Below are 25,023 nucleotides of genomic sequence, written 5' to 3' on the forward strand. Positions count from 1 at the left end.
GAGTTTTTTTAAAACTAAAAATTTCAATCAGTAGGATTTCCTTCCTACTAATTGTTAGCACTGATTCATTGAGATTTAACAAGAAGTGTCCCCTCCTCAATTCCTTTTGCCAAGGAGTCCTGACCGTTAGAGCAGGACAAAAATGAATGTAACTCTAGCAAAGAGAGGATTATGCATTATGATATATCTTGACTATGCAGCGACAACACCAATGAGCAAAGAAGCGATTGAAACATATACGAAAGCAGCTCAGCAGTACTTTGGTAATGAACAAAGTTTACATGATATTGGAGGAACAGCTTCGTCTTTACTAGAAGTGTGCCGGCAATCGTTTGCACCTATGATTGGAGGAAAAGAACAAGGGGTTTTTTTTACAAGCGGAGGTTCAGAGTCCAATTATCTCGCAATCCAATCACTTTTAAATGCAAAAAACGGAAAGCACATTATTACAACATCAATGGAACACGCATCCATTCGAAACTACTTTCAGTTACTGAAAAACCAAGGATATGTAATTACGGAAATTCCCGTCGATTCAAAGGGACTCCTTAATCTTCAGGCTTTAGAAGAAGCAATTACAAAAGATACTGTTTTAGCAAGCATTCAGCACGGAAACTCTGAAATTGGAACCGTTCAGCCCATCGCAGAAATTGGGGCATTGCTAAAAAAACATCATATTTTATTTCATACAGATTGTGTACAAACATTTGGCAAACTTCCAATTGATATAGAAACGATGCAAATTGATAGCATTTCTGTTTCCGCACATAAGATTTATGGGCCAAAAGGTGTTGGAGTTTGCTATATAAATCCACAAGTTCGCTGGGGACAAGTGTTTCCCGGCACATCTCATGAAAAGGGCTTTCGACCGGGTACAGTCAACGTTCCAGGCATCGCTTCTTTTCTTACAGCGGCACAACATATGTTAGATCATCGTGAAGAAGAACGCACACGTTTCCAACAGCTCAGAACCTATTTTATCGAACAATTGCAGACTATTTCACCGAAAATTCAAGTGGAAGGTCATTCTGCTTCTTGTTTACCCCACATTATTGGGGTTACAATAAAAGGAATAGAAGGTCAGTACACAATGTTAGAATGCAATCGCCATGGCATTGCCATTTCAACAGGAAGTGCTTGTCAAGTTGGTAAACAAGAACCTTCAAAAACAATGCTTGCAATTGGAAAAACGTATGAAGAGGCAAAACAATACGTCCGCTTTTCATTTGGACGTCACACAACGATGGACCAAATTGATACAACCATTCATGCACTAAACACAATTGGAAATCAATTTTATAGAGGTGTTAAATCATAATGAGGCAAAATGATCAAAAAAAGATTTTAGGAGAAGAAAGAAGGCAACTCATTTTACAATGGCTCCTTGCTGCAGATGAACCGTTATCTGGGAATGAATTATCTAAGAAAACGAATGTCAGCAGGCAAATAATTGTGCAAGATATCTCTTTACTAAAAGCGCGAAATGAACCAATTATCGCAACTGCACAAGGGTACTTATATTTAAAACCGCAGGCAAAGCAAAATACATTTGAACGTGTCATCGTCTGCCAGCATAAACCAGAAGAAGTCCGCCAAGAACTAACAACGCTTGTCGATCACGGGGTTACAATTAAAGATGTGAAAATAGAACATCCTGTATACGGCGACTTAACAGCTTCTATTATGGTTGGCAACCGCTTTGATGTCGAACAATATTTAAAAAAGATTGAAGATACAAAAGCGGTCTACTTATCACAATTAACTGAGGGCATTCACTTACATACAATTGAAGCTGATTCTACTGCAAAATTAAACGCTGCTTGCGAAGCGCTAGACCGGGCTGGGTTTCTCGTTTATTAATCAGAAGCACAGAGGATTAACAGATTCTCTGTGCTTTTGTATATCATTAGCATGATATACTATGGAAAACAATTATAAAGGAGCGAATATATGGGAATTGAACTCGTTCATTTTAGCATCGGCAAACCAAAACAAATGCAATATGGAGAAGAAAAAGAAATGACGACGGGAATCTGTAAACAGCTTACCGAAGAAGCATTTCTATCAAAAGATGGCTTTCGTGGAGATGGCGTAGCTGATTTACGATTTCACGGTGGTCCAGATCGTGCCGTTTGTGTATATCCACATGAACATTACGCATTATGGGAACAAGAATTCCAAACAACTCTACCTTCCTCCACATTTGGCGAAAACATTACTGTTACGAATATGTTAGAGCATGATGTTTTCATTGGAGATACCTATCAATTAGGCGATGCCATTATTCAAGTGACACAAGGAAGAGTACCATGCAGTACCATTTCCAAAAGACTTAGCATCCCTGGCATTTTACCTCGCATTGTGGAAACAGGTTACACTGGCTATTTATGCCGTGTTCTTCAAGAGGGAATCGTTCGAAAAGACTCACAGATTCAACTGCTAGAGCGTCATCCAAATCAAGTTTCTATTCTATTTTCTAACGAAGTGTATTTTCATAGAAGAAAAGATAAAGAGAGTATTGAAAAGATTCTTGCCGTTCCGGAACTAGCAGAAGTTTGGTATGAGCAATTAACAGACCGTCTTACAAAATTAACGGGAAATAAAGTAAAGCTTTAATCAGTGGGGATCTTCTTCATCACCTCTAATGATTAGCCTTCGCTAATCGGGATTTTACGGGCAGTTATCCCTCACCTATCTTCTTTGTTTTCTCTGAATCTTGAGGTGAGGGTATTACTGCCCGTTAATGTGGGATAAAAAACCCCATCGCACATGCAATGGGGTTTTTACGTTATAGCCAATATGACGAATAGCTTCCCAGTACCGTAACAGAAAAACCAAGTGCCTCCAGCTCCATTGTTACCCCCGGCAGTAGCACATCATCATACGTCTTGTCGACATCAATTAAGAAAAAGTAATTGCCAAGCCCCGTTTTCATAGGACGGGATTCAATTTTTGATAAATTTAACTTTCTCCATGCAAAAGCCGATAATACTTGATAAAGTGCTCCGGCATAATCAGCAGGTAACGTTACCATGAGCGTCGTTTTCTCTCCACGGTTCTCCCCATTTTTGGGTAATAGCGCCCGCTGTTTTTTATGTAACACAAGGAAACGCGTATGATTGTTTTTATGCGTATGAATATTATGCTGCACAATCGCTAAATCATATTTCTCTGCAGCTGCTTCATTCGCAATTGCCGCTATTTTCTCTTCTGGATGCTCTTTCACATACTGCGCTGCTGCACTTGTCGATGTCATATCGCGAACCGTTACACCCTTTAATTTTTCATTTAAAAACTTATGGCACTGCGCAATCGCATGTGGATGAGAATGCACAGCGTATACTTCATTCCAAACCTTTTCATAATTTGGATGAACGAGCAAATGCTGCTGAATAGGTACTGTAATTTCTCCTACAATGAAAAGCGGCTGTTCATGCACAAGATAATCAACCGTAATATTAACCGATCCTTCAATTGCATTTTCTAGTGGTACAACTGCGAAATCAACATTCCCATTTGCTGCTGCATCCATACAATCAGGAATAGTCCGATATGGAACATGGGCTGCTTTCGGAAAAAAACGACTCACCGCCATATTTGTAAATGTTGCTTCTGGTCCTAAATAGCCAACTCGAATCATCGTCTTTTCCCCTCTTTTTCGTTTTCTTACTGTTATACCATAAATATTTGTATTCTTCTATGTAAATTTTGAATATTATAAAAAGACTAGCATCTGCTAATCTATATGTTTCATATATTCTTTTTGGGCGAAGAAGAAATAGATGGTGCATGCTACAAGATAAAACATAATCACAAAACATACTTTTTGAAATGAACCCTCTATAAAGATTGTTCTATGGTACGTATATAAAGCAACCGCACTATGCATGCTTCCTACTAAAATAGGAGAAAAAAACAATATACCTAATTGCCAACGAGTAATTTTATATGCTTCTCTTTTTGTCATGCCAATCTTTTGTAATGCATGATACTGTTTTCGATCATATGCAATATCATGAAACCATTTAAAGTAAACAATGCTACATGAAGTAAGGAAGAATAGTATACTAATAAACGAACCAATAAATAAAGTAATGTCTCCGCCTTCTTTCATCTTCACATACAGTTCCATATTATTTCGAAATGCACCGCTACTATTCTGCTTAATATGTTTTCGTAAATCTTCGTTTAATTTCTCTGTATTTTCTATATTACCTAACGTATAACCATGATATACATATTTTTCAGAATCGGAAATTTGACCCGCTAGATTCATAAAATCTTTGTCATTCATAATAAAAAACATTCCATTTATTTGAGAACTATGATTATTAAATAGCGTGCCGCCTTTCTGTCCATTGAATTTATAATCTATCGTTTGTCCTAACACATGCAAACTGATCTTTTTATTATCATACAATGCTGGTCCATCATACTTATCATAATAAACAAGTGTAACAGTTTCTATTTTCGGATGAAACGTCTTCTGCCCCTGCTCTCTCGCTTCTTTGTTATACTCACTCGCACCTATTATAGTTGCCGGTGTATCTTCCCTATTATTAGACTGAAATGTTGCTGGTAAACCTACAAAAGTTGTATAGCGAAATTTATGAATTCCATATTTACGGAACAAATTCTCAACTGTCCCTTTCTCCATTATTTCACTTGAATGGACACCTTTTTCTACATATGAAAAAGCGTGTGCTCCACCTCCGCGCCACATTTCCTGCATGCTTGAAAAGTACAAGTACACTGCACCGGTTGCTGTTACGACAACGGTTGTTGCCATTGATAAAAGAAAGAAAAAGCGCCCATTTTCCTTCATTCTATGAAATAATTGATTCACTATAAATAGATAAGGGTATCTATACATAATCTTTTTACTACTTTTTATCATTTGTAATATTTGAATAATCCCATGTGTAAACGAAAAGTATGTGCCAAAGGATACCAAAATGACAACCGGAATGAAATAGATAGCAATCGTCATCATCGTCGCTTGTGACGCTAAGCCATAGCCTATACCTAAACAAATAAAACCTAGCAAACAAAGCCACTTTGAATTTTTTGATTCACTTTTCTCCGTACGAAATTCCTTTAATAAACGAATTACTTTTATATTCCATATACGTAGTGCACTAATGAAAGATAAAACAAAAAATATGATACAATATGTACCAACTGTTATCATGACAGCTCTTATATCAAAAATAAGAGGTAGTTCCTGAGGAAATTTAAGTAACATACCAAATATCATAAAGAAAAGCTTTAAAAATACCATTCCAATACCTACACCAAAAACATTAGCAAGAAGTCCCATCACCATTTGTTCCGCCATAATCATACCGATCAAATTAGACATTGTTGCTCCCATTAACATGTATAACCCTAATTCTTTCTTGCGTGTTTGTATGAAAATGGAGTTCGAATACAAAATAAATAAAATAAAAAAGCAAATAACAATTATATTGCATACAATAAGTCCCCATTGTACATTCTGATACCACATATTACGTTGCATATAGGGGTGGAAAATCACGGCCATATATATATAAGAGGCAAATATAGCAAAACAACTACTTAAGAAAAATACTTTATAACTGCGCCAATTACCTCTTATATTTTGCATTGCCAATTGTCGAACATTCATCTTCATCCCCCTCTGTAACCTGTTACACATGTAAAAAGCTAGAGGTTTCCCTAGCTTTTTACGTGTTTTAAATATCCTCTTTGCGCGATTGCAAAGTAGACTGCCGAAGCTAAAATGTATGCCCCGATAATAATCGCACCTGATTTCCATAAATCTAAATAAAGCATTTTCCCTAATGTATGAAGAGCAAATCCGCTATGCACAGTACCAATAAGAATTGGGATAAAGAAGATTGCTCCCATCTGACGAATTGCAATTTTATGAATCTCTTTATCAGTCATACCAATTCGTTTTAACGATTTGAATTGAATGCGATCTTGTTCTTTATCATTAAACCATTTAAAGTATGTCATGCTGCAAGCAAAGAAGAAGAAGAGTACTGTTACAAAGAAACCAATGAACATCGTGATCGCACCTTGTTCTTTTATAGCTTTATAAGTAAGAATAGAATTATGAAATTTCTCCTGCTGTTCTGGTGCAATTTGCTTTTTCAAATCTAATACAAGATTCTCTGTTTCTTTCCAGTTTTCAATATAGTATCCATAATATTTCGTCTTTTCAGCATCTGGTACAGCCGCCGCGTATTTCGCGTAATCTTCTTCCGTCACAATAAATAAGCTATCATCATTAAATACCGAGTCTGTATATGGTTTATTTAACTTTAATTTTTCTGGTTGATTTTGAACCGTAAACTCAAATGATTTATTAAAATCTAACTGTACAAAATCTTTCACCATATCAATCATTACCATTGTACCGCTACCCGCTTTATTATGAATCTCTTCTTTCTTTTGCTTACGCGCTTCTTTATTAAATTCTTTCTCTGACATAATGAGCATTCCCAATTCTCGTTCATTATTCATCCATCTCATTTTATACTTTGCTGGGATGCTAATAACAGTAACTTTCCGTGCATCTTCAAATCCGTGCTGCTCCATTAATTTTTGAGCACTTTTCTCATCAAGAACCTCATGAGAATTCACACCTTTTTCCACATATGAAATAGCATGTGGACTTTGAGCTACTGTTTTATAACTCATATCTTCAAAGAATACATACAACGTACCAATTGCTGAAGAAACAATCGCTGTAATAATAGAGATAACAAAGAGAAAACGTGCATTATCTTTCATTTTATAAATTAAATTACTTAGCACAAACATATTCGGATACTTATAAAATGATTTTTTTCGTCTTTGTAATGCTTTTAATACTACGGTGCTACCTTGTGTAAATAACAAATATGTTCCGGCAATTGTTAGCCCGACAATTGGCAAGAAATACATAATAAAAGTCATAATTGTAACTTGAAAACAAAGTACATACGCTACAATAATACATAATACACCGACGACACATAACCATGTAAATGCAAAAGGCTCTACTTTTTGCTTTCTTGCATCTCGTAGTAAATCAATAATTTGTAAGCGTGCAATCGTCCAGATTCCAAATAATGATAAAAGGAAAAAGAGAATAAAATACACACCCGCTGTTATTAATACTGCTTTCCCATTCCATACAAGTGGCAATGTTTTATCAATGCCAAGTAGTACGCTAAGCGCCTGAAAGAAAAGTTTAGAACAGAGCATACCAAGTGCAATTCCCACTATAATAGATATCACACCAAGCATCATTTGCTCTAATATAATCATGCGACCAAGTTGACCTTTCGTGCCACCTATTAACGTTAATAAACCAAATTCTTTTTTTCTCGCTCGTAAAAATGTTGTATTAGAATACAAAATAAATAGTGCTGAGAAAATAACGACGATATAGTTGATTCCCTCTAAGCCTTTAGCAATCATTGCTTTTCCACCAATACTCCCATCCACCACATCTGGATGATAAATAAAGGAAGCATACATGAAGAAAACTAAAATTGATAAACAACTACTAATAAGAAACGCTTTATAATTACGCCAATTTCCTTTTACATTATTAAGCGCGAGCTGGCGAAAGTTCATGGTATTCTCCTCCTAGCATCGCAAGTACGTCTAAAATTTCTTGGAAAAAGGCTTGTTTTGTTTTTCCTTTATGAATTTCCGAGAAAATTTCTCCATCGCGGATAAAGAGAATACGCTCACAATAGCTAGCGGCTACCGGATCATGCGTTACCATTGCAATCGTTACTTTTTTCTGCTCATGTAAATCTTGCAGTGCACCCATTAGTGATTTTGCTGACTTAGAATCTAGATTTCCTGTCGGCTCATCCGCTAAGATTAATGTAGGTTCATGAATAATTGCACGCGCAGCTGCGGCACGTTGTTGCTGTCCACCTGATACTTCATATACTTTTTTATTTAGAATTTCTTCAATGTTTAAGAACTTCGCGATTTCAAGCACCTTTGTATCAATTTCCTTCACAGGACGGTTTGCCATGACAAGAGGCAAAATAATATTTTCTTTAATAGATAATGTATCTAGCAAGTTAAAATCTTGGAAGATAAATCCCAAATGCGTACGACGAAACGCTGCTAATTTTGCGGCACGCATTTGACTAATTTCTTCACCGTTCACATAAACATGACCAGATGTTTGTTTATCAATCGTTGCTAATAAATTGAGAAGCGTTGTTTTCCCGCTCCCTGAAGGCCCCATAATTCCTACAAATTCGCCTTCTTCAATTTTGAAATTTATATCATGTAAAGCGGTCGTTGCCACTGAACCTTTTGATTGATATACCTTCGTTAAACCTTTTACTTCAAGAACACTCATTTCTAATCCCCCTATGCGTTTTCTTCTTACATTTACTATAAAAAAAATAAGAAAAAGAAACGAGTGATTTTCCTTACAAAACCCGTTGTTATCTTACAATTTTGTCATTTTTCTCATTAATGTATGATATTCTTCGTCTTTTGCAAATTGGAATGTAAATGTTGTGCCTTCTCCCTCAGTTGATTGCACCTGAATTCCATGATGAAGATTATCACAAATTTCCTTTGTAATGTATAATCCCATACCTGTTGCTTCTCTTGTTTTCCGTCCGTTCGTTCCTGTAAAGAACGGTTCAAAAACCCGTTTGATGTCTTGTTTTGGAATACCAATTCCGTTATCACTAATATGTAATAAGACTTTCTGTTCCTTTTCCTCTATCTGAAACTGAATTTCTTTTTTATCAGCTTGAGAGATTTTTGTATACTTTATTGCATTCATAACAATTTGATTGATTGCAATACTAAGCCACTTTCGATCAGACGCTATCATACATGCCTCTTCTGAAAACATAACTTTCGGATATACAGAACATTGGATAAAGGCTTTTCGATGTTGATTAATAACTTCTCGAACAACATCTACTACATTTACTACCTCTATTTTATAATCTTTCGCAAACTGTTCTAGCCTCGCCATATGTAATGCTAAATCTAAACCATGTAAAATCCGATTATTTTCTTCTCGAATACTTTCAATTGTTCCTCTTGCCTCTCGATGCATTTGTCCTAATTTTTGCAATAGCAATTCAATGACAGAAATCGGTGTTTTCATTTGATGAATCCATTGGTTCATAAAAATGATTTGCTGTTGCTCTTTTGCAGACTGCTCATGTACTTGATTCATATATTGTTGTCTTAGCAATGTAAATGCTTCAACAATTGTTTCTTGTTCAGACGTATAGGAAGCATCAATAAGTAAAGAATCATGCAATGTGTGCCCTTCAGCAATATATTGTTCTATTCTGTTTAAAAACACACTTCGTTTTCGATAATCATAAATAAGATACACGATAAATACTACAGTCGCCAATAAGAAACCGTACAACCATGTACTCCACTGTATCGACTGTTTCTCTAAAAGCTCTTGTAGCTGTAACATAAATCCAAACAAACAAAGACTCGCAATATACGAAACGATTAAAGCGAAACGATCAATAAGATAACTCTTAAGCTTCATGCCCATCTCCCCACTCTGTAAGAAGTGCGTATCCATACCCTCTCTTTGTTACAATTGCATCTGTAATCCCAAGTTCCTCTAGCTTCTTTCGTACTCGCTTTACATTCACCGTTAATGTATTATCATCAACAAAAGCTACTTCATCCCATAACGCCTCTAATAACTCTTCTCGTGTTACGTATTGATTTGCCTGTTTCATTAAACATTCTAATAAATAAAATTCGTTCTTGGTCAGCTCGATTTGTTTTCCTTGCCACTCTACTGTATGTTGTGATGGAAATAACAACAATCCACTTACACCAAAGCAGTCGCTTTCTGCGGACCCCGCATATTCCCCATATCCGCGTCGCAGTGCGCTCTTCACTTTAGCCATCACAATATCTAAATGGAATGGCTTTGTAATATAATCATCCCCACCATTTTCGATTGCCATCACTTGATCCATTTCGCCCGTTCGTGCTGAAACAAAAATAATTGGTGCGTTCGAAACAGTCCGAATTTGACGACACCAGTAAAACCCATCAAAGTACGGTAAATTAATATCCAGTAAGACTAAATGTGGATTTATTTTTACAAATTCATCTTTTATATGGCGTAAATCTTCCACACGAAACGATTGATACCCATATTTCCCTAAATGCTCTTCTAAAATGTGAGCAATCTTTTCATCGTCTTCTACAATTAATATTTTATACATAAAACCCCACCCTTTTCTTCTTGCTGTAGAGTGCAACTTTCATCAGCCAGGATTCCTGCTTTCACAGCCAGTTACCTCACAACTTATTTCTTTGATTTTTCTGAAACTTAAAACGGGAGTTATTACCTGTGAACGATGGATATATTCACTTCTTTCTCTATTATAAAAAAAACTGCCGTATTTTGGCAGTCTTAATCAATAAATTCAAATTGATATTCAAGAATTTTTACAATGTCACCGTCTTGTGCACCGCGAGCACGAAGTTCTTCATCAATACCCATTCCGCGCATTTGACGAGCAAATCGGCGTATAGATTCATCACGAGTGAAGTCTGTCATCTTGAACGTTTTCTCAATATCATAACCAGAAATAACAAACGTACCATCACTTTCACGTGTAATTTCAAATTTAGAGCCTTCAGACTCATATTTGTACATTACGCTTGCTTCAGATTCGTCTGCAACTTCATGTATTGGGAATTCTGGTGTTGTTTCTAATAGATTTGCTACTTCGAATAGTAAATCACGAACACCCTGCCTTGTTACTGCAGAAATTGGGAAGATTTTAACTTCATCGCCCACTTTTTCTTTAAACGCTTGTAAGTTTTCTTCTGCATCTGGCATATCCATTTTGTTTGCAACAACAACTTGTGGACGCTCTGTTAAACGCAGATTGTACTCTTTTAATTCGCCATTAATTGTTACGTAATCCTCATACGGATCACGACCTTCTAAACCAGACATATCAATTACATGCACGATAACACGTGTACGCTCAATATGACGTAAGAATTGATGTCCAAGCCCAACACCAGCATGTGCTCCTTCAATTAGTCCTGGAAGATCAGCCATAACGAAACTACGATTATCACCTGTTTCAACAACACCAAGGTTTGGAACAATTGTTGTAAAATGATATTCTGCAATTTTCGGACGTGCTGATGATACAACAGATAATAATGTTGATTTACCAACACTTGGGAAGCCAACAAGTCCAACATCAGCTAACACTTTCAATTCTAACGTTACATCACGCTCTTGACCTGGTTCCCCGTTCTCAGCGATTTCCGGAGCTGGGTTTGTTGGTGTCGCAAAACGTGAGTTACCACGACCACCACGGCCACCTTTTGCGATAACTGCTGATTGTTCATGCGTTACTAAATCCGCAAGAATTTGACCAGTAGCTTCATCTTTTACAACTGTACCTGGCGGAACCTTTACAATTAAATCTTCAGATTTTCGGCCATGTTGACCTTTACTCATTCCATGTTGACCGCGATCTGCCTTAAAATGACGCTGATAGCGGAAGTCCATTAATGTACGTAATCCTTCGTCTACAACGAAAACAACATCTGCACCTTTACCACCGTCGCCACCTGCTGGGCCACCTTTTGGAACATACTTCTCACGACGGTACGCAACCATTCCGTTTCCACCGTCGCCGCCTTTTACATATATCTTGACCTGATCTACAAACATTATCTCACCACACTTTTTTCGATTAGTTGTAATATAATTGAGATTTCTTCATCTCGTACTGTATAAGAAATGGAACACCATTCATCATCTTGATTTGCAAGCCACGTTTGTAGTTCTTCTACATCTGTTAGCTTACCACGAAAATCAAAAAAGAAACGAGCATCCTGCGCGTTACATTCAATTGTGATACAAACATAATTTTCGACATAAACGTCTAAACTATGCTGGAGTATTGAGAAAAATTGATTCGTCCATGTACAAACTACCTCATCTAGATGAGATAAGTTATGTACTTTCCCTAATACTTCGTATTCCAATAAGCACGGTTGCTGTTTCCAATTATATGTTAAAATCCATTCTGAAAACATAGGCATCGACAGCCCAATCAGATTAGATTCTTGTCTCGCTTCTTGGACAAAACGATCGATGAGTCCATGAATCTCTTCTGCTTTTCCAAGCGAAAGGTTTCCTTTAATCATCTGCATACGATTGAGCCAATCATGTCTCGAATGACGCAGCGCATCTATAATTGTCCATTTTTCCTTCATCCAGATACCCCTTAATATAGAAAAACTCTAACCTGCACTCAGGTTAGAGTTTTCCGTGAGTTTCTTATGCTTCTTGAGCAACAGGATATACGCTCACTTGTTTGCGGTCACGGCCAAGACGCTCGAAGCGTACTACGCCGTCAACTTTCGCGAATAAAGTGTCATCGCCACCACGACCAACGTTAACACCTGGATAAATTTTTGTACCGCGTTGACGGTAAAGAATTGAACCACCTGATACCATTTGACCATCTGCGCGTTTAGCACCAAGACGTTTTGACTGAGAGTCACGACCGTTCTTTGTACTACCTACACCTTTCTTAGATGCGAAAAACTGAAGATCTAATCTTAACATACGTTACACCTCCTGCACTTTTTCTATTAATCGGATATATTTTCCGTAATCAAGTTCAATCGTCTTAAGCGAAACAACCATGCCTTCTAAAAGTAACTGTGCTTTTTCTCCTGTAGAAGCATCTAAATCATTAGGAACTTCATACGTTAGGAATCCGCCATTACTTCCGAGTTCAATGGTTGCCTGCACATTACAAAGTACTTCCACTGCATTTATAGATCCAAACACAACCGCCGTTGTCGCAGAACAGACAAGGTCTTGTCCATGCGGTGCAAAGTTGGCATGTCCGGTCATTTTAAATGATTGGATACTTCCTAATTTCGTGCGACATATCGTAACTTTAATCATATCGACCAGAATTAAGCGTTGATTGCTTCAATCACAAGCTTAGTGTAAGGTTGACGATGACCTTGTTTTTTACGATTGTTCTTTTTCGCTTTGTATTTGAAAACGATGATTTTCTTAGCGCGACCTTGTTTTTCAACTTTCGCAGTAACTGTTGCACCTTCTACAACTGGGCTACCAACTTTCACGTTTTCGCCACCAACGAAAAGAACTTTGTCAAAAGTAACAGTTTCACCAGCTTCAGCATCTAATTTTTCAATGTAGATTTCTTGACCAGCTTCAACTTTAATTTGTTTTCCACCTGTTTCGATAATTGCGTACATACTTGCACCTCCTCATAATTACTAAGACTCGCCAAAACGAGGTAGACATAGCATGTCTTTTTAGAACCTGTCCTGTGCGGTTGTAGCATATAGCAGTTTAGGTGCTATAAACTATAACATAAAGATGTTATCATGAAACATTGGCGGTTGTCAATAAATGTTCTGCTAACTATTTTTCCGTTCCATAATTTCTTGTTTTGTTCCAAAACGGACGATAGAATATTTCGCAGATTTCTCATCTATGAAATGAATCTGAAATGGTATGTTTTTTTGCAATCCTTTATGTAAAAAGGTTTTTTGTACATCCGCATGCGCTGCGATTAAAACCGCCTCATCATCCATACCACTATATGCAATGAGCTCTCTTTCCAGTTCATATGCAATTGTTTCATAAGAAGCCACATAGCCGGTCGTTTGACAACGAGAACAGTCTTCTAATAATACATCACGAAGCGAATGTTTTTTGCGCTTACGTGTCATTTCTAAAATACCTAGTTCCGTAAAACCAAGCACTCTCGTATATGTACTATCCTTCTGCAAAGATGCCATCAAAGCTTCTCTAACTTTTTCCTTATCCGCCTGCTTCTTCATATTAATAAAATCAATTAAAATCATACCACCAATATCCCGCAAACGTAATTGACGAGCAATTTCTTTTGCAGCTATTTCATTTGTGCGCAACACCGTATCTTGTAAATTCTGTTTTCCCGTAAATTTACCAGTATTCACATCGATGACAGTCATCGTTTCCATTTGTTCAATGAGTAAATAGGATCCATTTGGTAGCCATACTATTTTTTGCAGTGCTTTTTCAATAACGCGATCTACACCATATCGACTAAACAAGGAGGACTTTTCCTTGTATAGCGACACTTTTTCTTTTCCTACCTTGTCTTCTAACTCCTTTAGCACACTGTGTGCATCTACGATTACTTTTGAAATTTTTTCAATTGGAATTTCTTGAAACACTCGATCTAAAAATGTTGCTGGACGATGAAGTAACAGTGGTGCCTTTCCTTGTTTTTCCTTCTTTTTTAGTTCCTCAAATAGCTGCTGAAAATGATTCATCTCAGCCTGTATTTCATCGATAGGGCCTCGTTCACATGCTGAGCGAAAAATATATCCTCCCCCACCATCCACTTGAATCTCAAGCAATTGTTGTCGTTTCTTGGTCTGTTTTATTTTCCGGGAAACTGCACACATTTCGTCATAAGGCATATAAACGACATATTTTCCGGTGAATTCTATGTTTGCTGTTAGTTTCGGACCTTTTGTATCAATTGCTTCTTTCACAACTTGTACAAGCAATGCTTGGCCTTCGTGCACCCGGTATGATGCTGGGACATCATCATAAGAGAGATATGCTTGTTTCTCTAAGCCAATATTTACGAAAGCAGCATTCATTCCAGCAATGGTCCGAATCACACGGCCAACAAAAATATGTCCTACAATTTCTTGCTCTTCATTTCTTTTCCATAGAAGTTCAACAATCTCTTGTTCTTCTTCTACAGCAACTCGTTTTTCCGAACCGATGTAGTTGATGTATAACGTCTTCAAGATGTCTTCCTCACTTTTTCTTTTTTCTTTACAATATAAAAGGTTAGTGCCATCGTCAACACTAACCAATCAACTCTTCTACAGATGAAGTTGTTCGCTTTTCAGTAAAGTACGCGTAAAGTAGCTCATTTTCATCTAATGTATAGTGCTCTTTATCTTTTCCACGGACGACAATAGAATGTTTGTATCCTCTACGAAACTGTGTAAAAATAGTAAATAACCGATCTTCCGTTGTCACCTCAATCGGAGCAATCTTTTCAATACCTCGTTTGTTTCCATAATAACGTTCTAGCAAAAAACGCATAAATGCATAATGACGTTTCTTCCACTCCTGGTATAGAGAAATAACTAAAAACAGAAGTAACATCCACATCATAATATTATTACTATTCCAAAACAGTTGCCATCCTAGTATCACGCTAAAAAAAACACATGATAGTTTCATCATTTTTTCATGTGCTTGTAAATAAGGAAGGTGCTGAGATAAAACATTGAGGAGAATCTTTCCTCCGTCTAAAGGCCAAATCGGCAGTAAATTAAAACATAAAATAATTAAGTTATTCCATACAAAAAAATGATAAAGTTCTTCACCCACCCATCCTGCCGTATACAATACATAGGCTAACCCTACCATCCATACATGTTGAATGGGACCTGCTATCACAACAATTAGCTCTTCTTTCAACGGTTTATTCCCATGTTCCTCAAGCTCTGCTACCCCGCCAAATGGCAAGAGCTGTATTTGCTTAATACGCCATTTATAATGGGCAGCAGCGAACGCATGCCCTAACTCATGCAGAAAGACAATACAAAACAAAATAAGTAACTCTTTAAAACGTGCCGTAAAAATCCCGATTGCTATAATACCCCAAAATAAAGGATGTATCGTAATTTTTGACAATACTTCGTTATATTTACTCAAATGAAATCACCTGAATTGGATCGATAAATTTTTCATTCTTTTTTATTGCGAAATAAAATTTTCCATTCTTTTCATTTGTGCTGGTAGCAACCGTTCCAACCTTTTGTTTCTTCTCTACGTAATCATATAGTTTCACAGATGTCTCACCTAGATTTCCATACCAAGATTCCGTACCATCTGCATGTTGAATTTCAACAGTGTTTCCAAACTCTTCTTTCTTCCCAGCAAAAATTACAATGCCTTCATTTACTGATTCAACCATTGCATTCGCAGCTGTTTGTACAAATACCCCTTGCCCGTTCGTTTGAAAACTTTGCATCACTTTTCCGGAAGCTGGGACTGCATAATCCTTTTGCTTCACTATCTGCTTCTTTTCACTTGAAGGTAAGAAGGCAAGTGGCTTTCCAAATTGTCCTTCATACCATTTTGACACAGCAGCAAATTGAAACTCTTCTTCCATGACTTGCTTTATAACTGTTCGTGCCCCATCAAAAGAGGAAGGTGCGTTTTTAAATAAAATGGCTACGGCGAGAACGAAAATTGCTGCTAGTAAAAACTTAAATAAAAATACATCCTTGCGAAATAGCGGATGTACCTCTTTTTCACCTTCTTCAATCAGTAATGTTTCCCCCTCGTAATCCCCTTGGAAAAAATATTGTTCTTCCTCCGTTCGCTCTTGCTCTTCTTTTCTCTTCGCAATCCGCTTTCGAATCTCATCTACACGTCTATTCTTCATCCTGTCCCCTTCCTTTTCCCTCCTCCTATAAAAGAGGGAAATAAAGTGAAACTTTTCTCAGTGGATGGTTTTCTTCATCTTCCACTGAGAATTAGCCCTCACCAATCTGGCTCTGATGGACAGTTTATCCCCACCTAACTTCTTTGCTTCCTGCAGAACTTTGAGATGAGGGTATTACTGACCGTTAGAGCAGGGTAAAGTGAAACTTTCAGCAGTGCAGTAAAGGCTCTTCCTTCCCACTTATCGTCAGTTGAACTTTATATGGTTTGTACATATGTATGAGTTGTCTAACCAAGATATTCATGAGAAGAAAAAAGAAAGCACTTCGCATACATGCGAAGTGCTTTTAACGAATTCCGAAGAATTTTTTCATTTTTGTAAGGACAGATTGTCTTTCCTGTTCAAACGCCTGTAACGGTACAGATTCACCTAACAGACGTCTTGCAATATTACGGTAAGCTAGGGCTGCTTTGCCACTCGGCTGCAATGCTACAGGTTCTCCTGTATTTGTAGCGCGAATAACTGCATCATCATCTTCGACAACACCTAGTAACTCAACTGAAAGTGTACGTACAATTTCATCTACATCCAGCATATCCTGTTCATGTAGCATATGACTACGTACACGATTTATAACAAGTTTTGGTGGTTCAATATCTTCTTTTTCTAAAAGTCCAATAACGCGATCTGCATCACGCATAGAAGATACTTCAGGTGTCGTTACAACAATTGCTTTATCCGCACCTGCTACCGCATTTTTAAATCCCCGCTCAATACCGGCAGGACAATCAATTAATATGTAATCATAATCTTGACGTAATTGTTGTATTAACTCATCCATTTGTTCAGGTGTTACCGCTGATTTATCACTCGTTTGTGCTGCAGGTAATAAATAGAGCTCATCAAAGCGCTTATCTTTAATAAGAGCCTGATGTAAACGACAACGCCCTTCGACGACATCAACAAGATCAAATACAATACGATTTTCCAGCCCCATTACTACGTCTAAGTTTCTTAGGCCAATATCCGTATCAATTAAACATACTTTGTTTCCGGATAATGCTAAGGCTGTACCAATGTTTGCAGACGTTGTAGTTTTTCCTACTCCGCCTTTTCCAGATGTAATTACTATTGCCTCTCCCACAGCTATACAATTCCCCTTTCTAACTTTGTTAAATTAGGTCTAAGATGAGTGAGAAGTTGAAGGCGATCGACAACAATGTGATTGTTCTCATCAATATACGCACATTCTGCCGGGTCTGCTCCGTCTTCTTTCTCTTCCGGAGCCCGCATCGTCACATCACTAATTCGAAGTTGCATTGGATTCATCACCGATGCCGCAATAACGGCCTCTGCATCCCCATAATATCCTGCATGTGCAATACCTCGTAATGCTCCGACGACAAAAATATTTCCTCCAGCGATAACCGTTCCGCCTGGATTAACATCTCCAATTAATAATAAATTTCCTTTTACATGCAACACTTGACCTGAGCGAACAATTTTGGAAACAGGGACAATTTCCGTTTCTTCTTTCCACGCTACAGCTTCTGCTTTCGTTATAACATCACTCTCAATCGAATCAACAACAAGATTTTTTTTATTACGAACTAAAGTACGAAGCTCTTCCTGTTGTACTTCTGTCAAATAGCGATTGCCAACTTTGGCATGCACTTCGATTAAGGAGCGTCCATCGCCATCGTAATAATGAGTTGAAAGTTTTTCATCCAGTTCTTGCAGTAATTCCGAAAATGCACAGCAATCATCAAGGTGCAGTGTCAGTCCATCTTTTGTCCCTTTTATCGTTACATTTTGTTGCTTTTTTTCTTCCACTAAAGTTCACCCCACCGATTCAATTCGACATAAAGTCAGAAAATCCTTTTTTCTTTTTCCTCCGTGGCTTTTGAAAGACGCACAAGATATCGTCTCAGTGGGAAACAAAATAGCAATAAGAAAATTCCATTTAGCAATAACGTAGCAAGGAGACGATCAGAGAAAAAGATATGCGTTGGTACATGAATACGACCTAATAACGTTAAAAATCCATATACATAATACTCTAATGCTGCAATACTCGCGAACACGATAAAAGAAACAATGAATAAATTCAATTGTAAAACTCTCATCGCATTGTAAACGAGATACGCTAAAATTGGATAAGCAAATATATATACACCAACAAGTTCCGTATATACAGTATCAAATAAAAAACCGAATAACAGCCCATAGTAAATACCTTGCAATGGGCTAAAATAAACGGTAATAAAACATAGTACAATCATAAAAAAATGCGGCGATGCAATACTGCCCTTCCAAAACAATTCTGTTGGAACCACAGTAGAAAACATATTTTCAAATAAAAATACGAAAAGAAGCAGGAGAGGAAGAATTGTCCTTTTTAAAATAGTCATCTCTTCTCCCTCCTTATTGTTCTAACACTGCTGACGGCATAACTCTCTTTGTAACCATAATATGGTCTACGTCATTTAAATCCGCTGCAGGTTTTACGTAAGCTGTTTGTGTTAATCCATATGGATCTGGTGCAACATCTACAATTTTCCCAATTACTAATCCTTTCGGGAAAATATCACTTAATCCAGACGTCACAACCGTTTGATCTTTTTCTACTTTTACGTCAGATGGAATTTTTGTGAAAATAAGCGTTTGTTTTTCCTTGTCGTATCCTTCTATTAATCCAAAAATACGCTCTTGTCCTTCCACGACAGCAGAAATACGATTTGTTCGATTCATTGAACTCAATAATTCTACTGTTGATGTAAATTGAGAAACACTTTTTACCCTTCCGACTAGTCCTTTTGAAGTCATAACAGCCATATCCTTTTGGATTCCTTGCTGTGCTCCTCTATCAATTCCGATTAAGTCATACCATTTATCTGGATTGCGTGCGATGACAGTTGCTTGAATCGGCTTATAGTCGCGAAGAGAATCTTTTTTACCAATTGTTTCACGTAGATTTGCATTATCTTTTTCTAAATCTTTTACTTTTACGGATAACTCCGCATACTTATCTAATTTTTCTTTTAGTGTTTTATTTTCTTCATACGTGCGCTTTACATCTTCTACATTCTCAAAGAATCCGGCAACATAATTCGCTGGCTTTTGGAATACACGCTCTACAACACCGACAGTATCTTTTACAAACTGCTCTGGCCATGTTAAACTTTTCCGTTCTTTCAATGAGATTCCAATCAATGCCACGAGAAGAATAATACTAACTAACAAAACAATTAATCTTTTGTTTAAGAAAAACTGTGGCACGTTCACACCCTCTTAATTTCATTGGTTTTTATTTTGAAATATTATCGAGCATTTTTGAAAAGATCGATATTATCTAACGCTTTACCTGTTCCAATCGCTACACAATCCAATGGATTTTCTGCAACAAGAACTGGCATTTTCGTTTCATCACTAATTACTTTGTCCAAGTTACGAAGTAATGCACCACCACCTGTTAATACAATTCCACGGTCCATAATATCCGCTGCCAATTCAGGTGGCGTTTTTTCTAATGTATTCTTAACAGATTCTACGATTGCATCTACTGTATCTTTTAATGCTTCTGCAATTTCTTCAGGTTTAATTAAAACTGTTTTTGGTAAACCACTTACTAAATCACGGCCGCGAATCTCCATTGGTTCAATACCTTCTGGCTCGCCAGCAGAACCTATTTCTAATTTTAATGCTTCCGCTGTTCTTTCCCCAATCATTAAGTTGTAACCTTTTTTAATGTATTGAATAATTGAATCATCCATATCATCACCAGCAACACGAACAGATTGACTTGTTACAATCCCGCCTAAAGAGATAATTGCAACTTCTGTTGTACCGCCACCGATATCGACAACCATACTTCCCGTTGGTTCCCAAACAGGTAAGTTTGCACCAATTGCTGCTGCAAACGGTTCTTCAATTGGATATGCATCACGTGCGCCTGCTTGGCGAGTTGCATCAATCACTGCACGTCTTTCTACAGCAGTAATACCTGATGGTACACATACCATTACATAAGGTTTACGAGAGAAAAATCCATTTGATTTTTGTGCTTGTTGAATATAGTATTTCATCATTACTGCTGTTGTTTCATAATCAGCAATTACACCATCTTTCATCGGGCGAAGAGCCACTACGTTTCCTGGTGTACGACCAATCATTTGTTTCGCATCGCCACCAACTGCAACGATTTGTTTCGTATCCGTTTGCAATGCTACAACGGAAGGTTCACGTAGAACCACACCTTTTCCTTTCACGTATACAAGCGTATTCGCTGTTCCTAAATCTATCCCAAGATCACGAGTAAAACCACCAAATCCAAACATGTCATATATCTTCCTTTCTCATTTTCACGGACTCATTTTCTTACTTTATATTTATAATAAAACAGTACGTTTTTTATATTTTCTATCCTGCATTGTAGACAAATGTCTACAAAAAACTCATAAAACACATTATAAAACAAAATAAGTAAAAAGAATAGTCTTAAATATGACCTTTTTCTTTTAAACTCACGAATTTATGGTCGCCAATAATAATATGATCCAGGACTTCAATCCCAATAATCCTCCCGCATTCTACTAATCGTTTTGTCACTTCAATATCTTCACGGCTCGGCGCTGGATCTCCTGAAGGATGGTTATGAAGACATATAATAGAGGCCGCTGCACGGCGAAAAGCTTCCTTGAACACCTCACGTGGATGTACAATTGAGGCATTTAGACTCCCGATAAAAACTGTTTGACGATGTACCACTTGATTTTTTGTATTTAAATACAAACAAACGAAATGCTCTTGTTGTAAAAAACGCATCTCTTCCATCATGTAACTTGCACAATCTTCTGGACTACGAATGCTATATCTATTTTGATACTCTAAACGTACCATTCTTCTTCCGAGTTCAAAAGCAGCAATAAGCTGAGATGCCTTCGCTAATCCTACACCATGAAGACTTGTCATCTCTTCTATTGTAGCATCTTTTAACATTCGTAATCCGTCAAAATGATGCAAAATTCGACCCGCTAATGTTAGAACTGATTCGTCTTTGGAACCAGTTCTAAGTAAAACAGCGAGAAGTTCTCTATTCGACAAACTGTCTGCTCCGTCTAGCAATATACGCTCCCGTGGCTGTTCCTCTTTCAAAACATCACGAATGCCGTTCATATTGTCACTCCTTTACAAATTTTTCGCAAAGAAAACCCATGCAACTGTTACGCATGGGGCGCATCGCTATCGAATTGTTTTAATTCACGAACGAGACGCGCGATTGGCAAACCAACTACACTATAGTAATCGCCTTGCATATGATGAACAAAAACTGCTCCCTTTCCTTGAATACCGTAGCTTCCAGCTTTATCAAGGGGCTCTTTCGTTCTGATATACGCATCGATTTCCTCTTCTGTTAGATCCCAAAATGTTACTTCAGTACGCTCATAAAAAGTTGTTGTTTTTTCCTTTGAAACAAGTGCAACACCTGTATATACTTCATGTGTTTTTCCTGATAACAGCTGCAACATTTCTTTTGCTTCAGCCTCATCAGCAGGTTTTCCAAGAATACGTGACTCGTATGTAACGATTGTATCCGCTCCTAATACAATGCTATCTCCATATGTTTCTGCTACAGCTGATGCCTTTTGCAATGCAAGAGACATTACGATATCAGCAGGCGATGAATACGCACCAATTGCTTCTTCTACTTCACTCACAACAATTTCAAAAGATATATCTACAAGTTCAAGTAGCTCCTTACGACGAGGGGACCCAGAAGCTAAAATAAGATTTTTCATATGTTCTCCTTTTCATTTTTAAAATTAACAGGAAAATACAACTTAATCGTATCAAATGAATATCTTCCCCACAAATTTTAAAAATATCATTTTCTTTTTCATAAAGTGAAATTTTTATCACTCCTAGTAAAGTACAAAAGAGAAGAAAGAAGTACCGTACACTTCTTTCTTCTTCGGTTTATTATCCTATTATTTCACTTTTTGCGAAACCATTTTTTCATAAGAAAGCAAGCTATCAATGACAACTTGATTTAATTTCGCTATCGTCTCCTTATCATTTTTCTCTTCTTTTATCGTCTGCACGGCCACCGATGCATACGTATATAGTTTTTTTATATCCTCTCGTTTGATAGCATCGCCCTCTTTTTTAATCGCCTTCCATTCATTTTCAATCGCCGCCATTTCTTTTTGATTCCCTTTACTCCCAACTTGTACATCAGACGTATATTTCACAAAATGTGCGTATATGGACTGTAACTTTACAAGCAATGAACCGTATTCTTTATCCTTCTTTAACAATGCCTGATCCGTAATTTCCCATTTCTTTTTCACAACCGATATACCGTCTTGCTTATATTGTGCCATTAATTTATCTACGGATGCCTCATCACTTGCAATTCCAACTACAAGTGAATATTTATCATCAGTTGGTTTCATAGCTGCAGCATTCCCATTCTTTTTCCATTCTTCAAGCGATGCCTGTCCTTTTTCTTGTGTAGAATACAAGCCACCCTGGACGAAATACAACGTGAGGGGTGCTAAGGCAGCAGCACTTCCTGCATTTGGCTTTACTTCTTCTTTTTTCTCTGCATCTACTGGCTCTTTTTGCCCTGTTCCACTATTCTTTTCTGTACTTGTTACCGTTGCCACCGATTCTCCACCTGATTTTTGTCCTGTTAAAAGATGTAGCATTCCCATGCCAAAAAATGTACCAATTACTATAGCAGTCGCAACTGTTACGATAATTGCACTGCTCCATTTCTTTTTATATTTTTTCACTGAAGATAATTTTGTTTTTTGAAATGGTACCACATTATGTGGTGGCGCACCGTCTACTAGCATCCAGTCAAACTCTTCTTTTTCCTTCTTCTCTTCATACTTTGCTTCCGTTCCATTTACCTTAATTGAGATTTTTCGTGATTGCTTGTCCATAGCTCCACTCCTTACCTCTTATCGTTGTCCGCATCGTATCATATTTATTTCAAAAAAAACCGAGTTATTTGTCACTGGGATTCGTCAAATTGTCCCATATAGTTATCTTATATGTATGCATTCGTCTTCATTTGTAGAACAAAAAAACTAGACAGCACCTACTGTCTAGTTCTTTCACGTATGTATTTACGAACTTCTGAAATAAAATAAAGTGAGCCCGTTATAATGAAAACATCATTTTCTTGAAGTGCTCTCATCTTCGTATCAATTGCTTCTTGCCAATTCTCAAAGACTTCTTTCGATTCCTTATGCGAATAAGCTGCAAGTTGTTCAGCAGAAATAGCACGATCAAATGTAAATGTTGTAAAGATCAGTTCATCCGCAATCGTTTCTAACTCTCCAACCATTTTGTCTAACTGTTTATCACCAAGTGCTGTAAATAAAACAACGACCTTTTTATGCTTGTAATGAGCACGAACTGTTTCAACAAGACTCGTAATTCCTTCTGGGTTATGAGCACCATCAATAATCACATCTGGATTGTTCTGCAACTGTTCAAAGCGACCAATCCAATACGTCTTACTTAACCCCGTTCGAATATGCTCTTCTTCAATCAAAAATGATTGATATGTCCTAATATACATAATCGCCATAAGGGCGAGTGCTGCATTACGAACTTGATGGCTTCCTTTCATCGCAATGCGAACTTCTTCATACGAAGAAAACGGGCAAGAAAATGCAAAATTCTCTCCGTCTTCATCAGAACGTTGATGCACCACTGTAAACTGCTGCCCAAGTTCATAGAGTTTCGCCTTTTTTTCCTTTGCAACTTCTTGAATAACCTGTAATGCTTCTTGCTCTTGAACTCCCGTTATAACAGGGACACCAGACTTAATAATCCCCGCCTTTTCATAGGCGATTTCCGCTAACGTATCTCCTAAAATATGCATATGATCATGACCGATATTTGTAATAACAGTAAGTACGGGATGAACGACATTTGTAGAATCAAAGCGACCACCAAGTCCTGTCTCAAACAAGACGATGTCACAGAAATTCACTTTACCAAAGTAACATATCGCCATCGCTGTAATAATTTCAAATTCTGTCGCTTCTCCTAAATCTGTCTCATCTAACTTTTCAACAACGGGTTTCACCATGTTTACTAGTTTTGTAATTTCCGCATCAGTAATAGGCATGCCGTTAATGCCAATGCGTTCATTAAACGTTTCAATATACGGAGAAGTAAACGTCCCAACTTTATAATCTGCTGCCTCAAACATGTAACGCATATATGTTAAAGTTGAACCTTTTCCATTTGTTCCGGCAAGATGAACACATTTTATATGGCGTTCTGGATTTCCAAGTTCCTCTAGCATCCACTGCATTCTTTCTAATCCTGGTTTAATACCAAATTTTAATCGGCTATGTATCCAGCCTATCGCTTCTTCGTATGTATGTACCACGCGTGCCATTCCCCTTTCAAATCGACAAAAAAAGAATAAGGGCAATAGGTTGCCCTTATTCTATTATACGCAAATAAAAGAGACTCACCAATATGGCGAGTCTCT

At 37.3% G+C, this 25,023-nt stretch carries 26 protein-coding genes and 1 other annotated feature; of the genes, 3 read left to right on the plus strand and 23 right to left on the minus strand.

Features of this window, described 5'->3' with window-relative positions; genetic code table 11:
• Positions 1–175 precede the first annotated feature (175 nt).
• The 3 genes from QUF99_RS23190 to QUF99_RS23200 all read left to right on the plus strand — a co-directional run bounded on the left by QUF99_RS23190 (position 176) and on the right by QUF99_RS23200 (position 2,616).
• A complete protein-coding gene (locus QUF99_RS23190; RefSeq protein WP_289374752.1) occupies positions 176–1,318 on the plus strand; it encodes an IscS subfamily cysteine desulfurase in 1,143 nt (380 codons plus the stop codon).
• On the plus strand, positions 1,318–1,860 hold the full coding sequence (locus QUF99_RS23195; RefSeq protein ID WP_289373212.1) for a transcription repressor NadR: 543 nt from the start codon (positions 1,318–1,320) through the stop codon (positions 1,858–1,860). Before QUF99_RS23190 ends, QUF99_RS23195 begins: the two co-directional genes overlap by 1 nt.
• 90 nt (positions 1,861–1,950) lie before the next feature.
• Complete coding sequence (locus tag QUF99_RS23200; RefSeq protein WP_289373213.1) at positions 1,951–2,616, plus strand: MOSC domain-containing protein; 666 nt, start codon at positions 1,951–1,953, stop codon at positions 2,614–2,616.
• Positions 2,617–2,788: 172 nt separating this feature from the next.
• On the opposite strand, the gene pheA is transcribed toward QUF99_RS23200, so the two are convergent.
• From pheA to QUF99_RS23315, 23 genes are all read right to left on the minus strand, one after another.
• Positions 2,789–3,640, minus strand: coding sequence for a prephenate dehydratase (gene pheA, locus QUF99_RS23205; RefSeq protein ID WP_289373214.1), 852 nt, complete (start codon positions 3,638–3,640; stop codon positions 2,789–2,791).
• A 96-nt stretch (positions 3,641–3,736) separates the two neighbouring features.
• Positions 3,737–5,650, minus strand: a complete 1,914-nt coding sequence (locus QUF99_RS23210; protein ID WP_289373215.1) for an ABC transporter permease — start codon at positions 5,648–5,650, stop codon at positions 3,737–3,739.
• Positions 5,651–5,700: 50 nt separating this feature from the next.
• Complete coding sequence (locus QUF99_RS23215) at positions 5,701–7,614, minus strand: ABC transporter permease (protein WP_289373217.1); 1,914 nt, start codon at positions 7,612–7,614, stop codon at positions 5,701–5,703.
• Positions 7,589–8,365, minus strand: coding sequence for an ABC transporter ATP-binding protein (locus QUF99_RS23220; protein ID WP_289373218.1), 777 nt, complete (start codon positions 8,363–8,365; stop codon positions 7,589–7,591). Before QUF99_RS23220 ends, QUF99_RS23215 begins: the two co-directional genes overlap by 26 nt.
• Before the next feature lie 93 nt (positions 8,366–8,458).
• A complete protein-coding gene (locus QUF99_RS23225; protein WP_289373220.1) occupies positions 8,459–9,541 on the minus strand; it encodes a HAMP domain-containing histidine kinase in 1,083 nt (360 codons plus the stop codon).
• Entirely contained in the window at positions 9,531–10,238 is a 708-nt protein-coding gene (locus QUF99_RS23230) for a response regulator transcription factor (RefSeq protein WP_289373221.1), read from the minus strand. The genes QUF99_RS23225 and QUF99_RS23230 overlap by 11 nt, the downstream gene beginning before the upstream one ends.
• Before the next feature lie 191 nt (positions 10,239–10,429).
• Positions 10,430–11,716, minus strand: coding sequence for a GTPase ObgE (gene obgE, locus QUF99_RS23235; protein ID WP_289373222.1), 1,287 nt, complete (start codon positions 11,714–11,716; stop codon positions 10,430–10,432).
• Positions 11,716–12,264: a Spo0B C-terminal domain-containing protein gene (locus QUF99_RS23240; protein WP_289373223.1), complete on the minus strand. Its 549-nt coding sequence runs from the start codon at positions 12,262–12,264 to the stop codon at positions 11,716–11,718. Before QUF99_RS23240 ends, obgE begins: the two co-directional genes overlap by 1 nt.
• A gap of 64 nt (positions 12,265–12,328) precedes the next feature.
• Complete coding sequence (gene rpmA, locus QUF99_RS23245; protein ID WP_286122099.1) at positions 12,329–12,619, minus strand: 50S ribosomal protein L27; 291 nt, start codon at positions 12,617–12,619, stop codon at positions 12,329–12,331.
• Between the two features lie 3 nt (positions 12,620–12,622).
• On the minus strand, positions 12,623–12,967 hold the full coding sequence (locus QUF99_RS23250) for a ribosomal-processing cysteine protease Prp (RefSeq protein WP_289373224.1): 345 nt from the start codon (positions 12,965–12,967) through the stop codon (positions 12,623–12,625).
• Positions 12,968–12,978: 11 nt separating this feature from the next.
• Entirely contained in the window at positions 12,979–13,287 is a 309-nt protein-coding gene (rplU, locus tag QUF99_RS23255) for a 50S ribosomal protein L21 (protein WP_003200848.1), read from the minus strand.
• 14 nt (positions 13,288–13,301) lie between these two features.
• Positions 13,302–13,379: a sequence feature (ribosomal protein L21 leader region), on the minus strand.
• A gap of 73 nt (positions 13,380–13,452) precedes the next feature.
• Complete coding sequence (locus tag QUF99_RS23260) at positions 13,453–14,844, minus strand: Rne/Rng family ribonuclease (protein ID WP_289373225.1); 1,392 nt, start codon at positions 14,842–14,844, stop codon at positions 13,453–13,455.
• Between the two features lie 61 nt (positions 14,845–14,905).
• On the minus strand, positions 14,906–15,766 hold the full coding sequence (locus tag QUF99_RS23265) for a M50 family metallopeptidase (protein WP_289373226.1): 861 nt from the start codon (positions 15,764–15,766) through the stop codon (positions 14,906–14,908).
• Positions 15,759–16,502 (minus strand): M23 family metallopeptidase, encoded by a 744-nt coding sequence (locus QUF99_RS23270; protein ID WP_289373228.1) that lies wholly within the window; start codon positions 16,500–16,502, stop codon positions 15,759–15,761. The genes QUF99_RS23265 and QUF99_RS23270 overlap by 8 nt, the downstream gene beginning before the upstream one ends.
• A 346-nt stretch (positions 16,503–16,848) precedes the next feature.
• Complete coding sequence (gene minD / locus QUF99_RS23275; RefSeq protein WP_289373229.1) at positions 16,849–17,646, minus strand: septum site-determining protein MinD; 798 nt, start codon at positions 17,644–17,646, stop codon at positions 16,849–16,851.
• 2 nt (positions 17,647–17,648) lie between these two features.
• Entirely contained in the window at positions 17,649–18,335 is a 687-nt protein-coding gene (gene minC, locus QUF99_RS23280) for a septum site-determining protein MinC (RefSeq protein ID WP_289373231.1), read from the minus strand.
• A gap of 35 nt (positions 18,336–18,370) precedes the next feature.
• On the minus strand, positions 18,371–18,913 hold the full coding sequence (gene mreD / locus QUF99_RS23285) for a rod shape-determining protein MreD (RefSeq protein ID WP_289373232.1): 543 nt from the start codon (positions 18,911–18,913) through the stop codon (positions 18,371–18,373).
• A gap of 13 nt (positions 18,914–18,926) precedes the next feature.
• Positions 18,927–19,781 carry a rod shape-determining protein MreC gene (gene mreC, locus QUF99_RS23290; protein WP_289373233.1) on the minus strand — a complete coding sequence of 285 codons (855 nt, stop codon included), beginning with the start codon at positions 19,779–19,781 and terminating at the stop codon, positions 18,927–18,929.
• 41 nt (positions 19,782–19,822) lie between these two features.
• Complete coding sequence (mreB, locus tag QUF99_RS23295) at positions 19,823–20,839, minus strand: cell shape-determining protein MreB (RefSeq protein WP_286122108.1); 1,017 nt, start codon at positions 20,837–20,839, stop codon at positions 19,823–19,825.
• Positions 20,840–20,999: 160 nt separating this feature from the next.
• Entirely contained in the window at positions 21,000–21,677 is a 678-nt protein-coding gene (gene radC / locus QUF99_RS23300; protein ID WP_289373234.1) for a RadC family protein, read from the minus strand.
• A 47-nt stretch (positions 21,678–21,724) separates the two neighbouring features.
• The gene (locus QUF99_RS23305; RefSeq protein WP_289373236.1) at positions 21,725–22,300 is read right to left on the minus strand and encodes a Maf family protein; all 576 of its coding nucleotides are present in this window, start codon (positions 22,298–22,300) and stop codon (positions 21,725–21,727) included.
• 189 nt (positions 22,301–22,489) lie between these two features.
• Complete coding sequence (locus QUF99_RS23310; RefSeq protein WP_289373237.1) at positions 22,490–23,452, minus strand: stage II sporulation protein B; 963 nt, start codon at positions 23,450–23,452, stop codon at positions 22,490–22,492.
• A 158-nt stretch (positions 23,453–23,610) separates the two neighbouring features.
• Positions 23,611–24,918, minus strand: coding sequence for a bifunctional folylpolyglutamate synthase/dihydrofolate synthase (locus QUF99_RS23315; protein ID WP_289373238.1), 1,308 nt, complete (start codon positions 24,916–24,918; stop codon positions 23,611–23,613).
• Positions 24,919–25,023: the final 105 nt, after the last annotated feature.

The organism is Bacillus sp. DX4.1 (genome assembly GCF_030348195.1).
In the GTDB taxonomy this organism is placed as follows: domain Bacteria; phylum Bacillota; class Bacilli; order Bacillales; family Bacillaceae_G; genus Bacillus_A.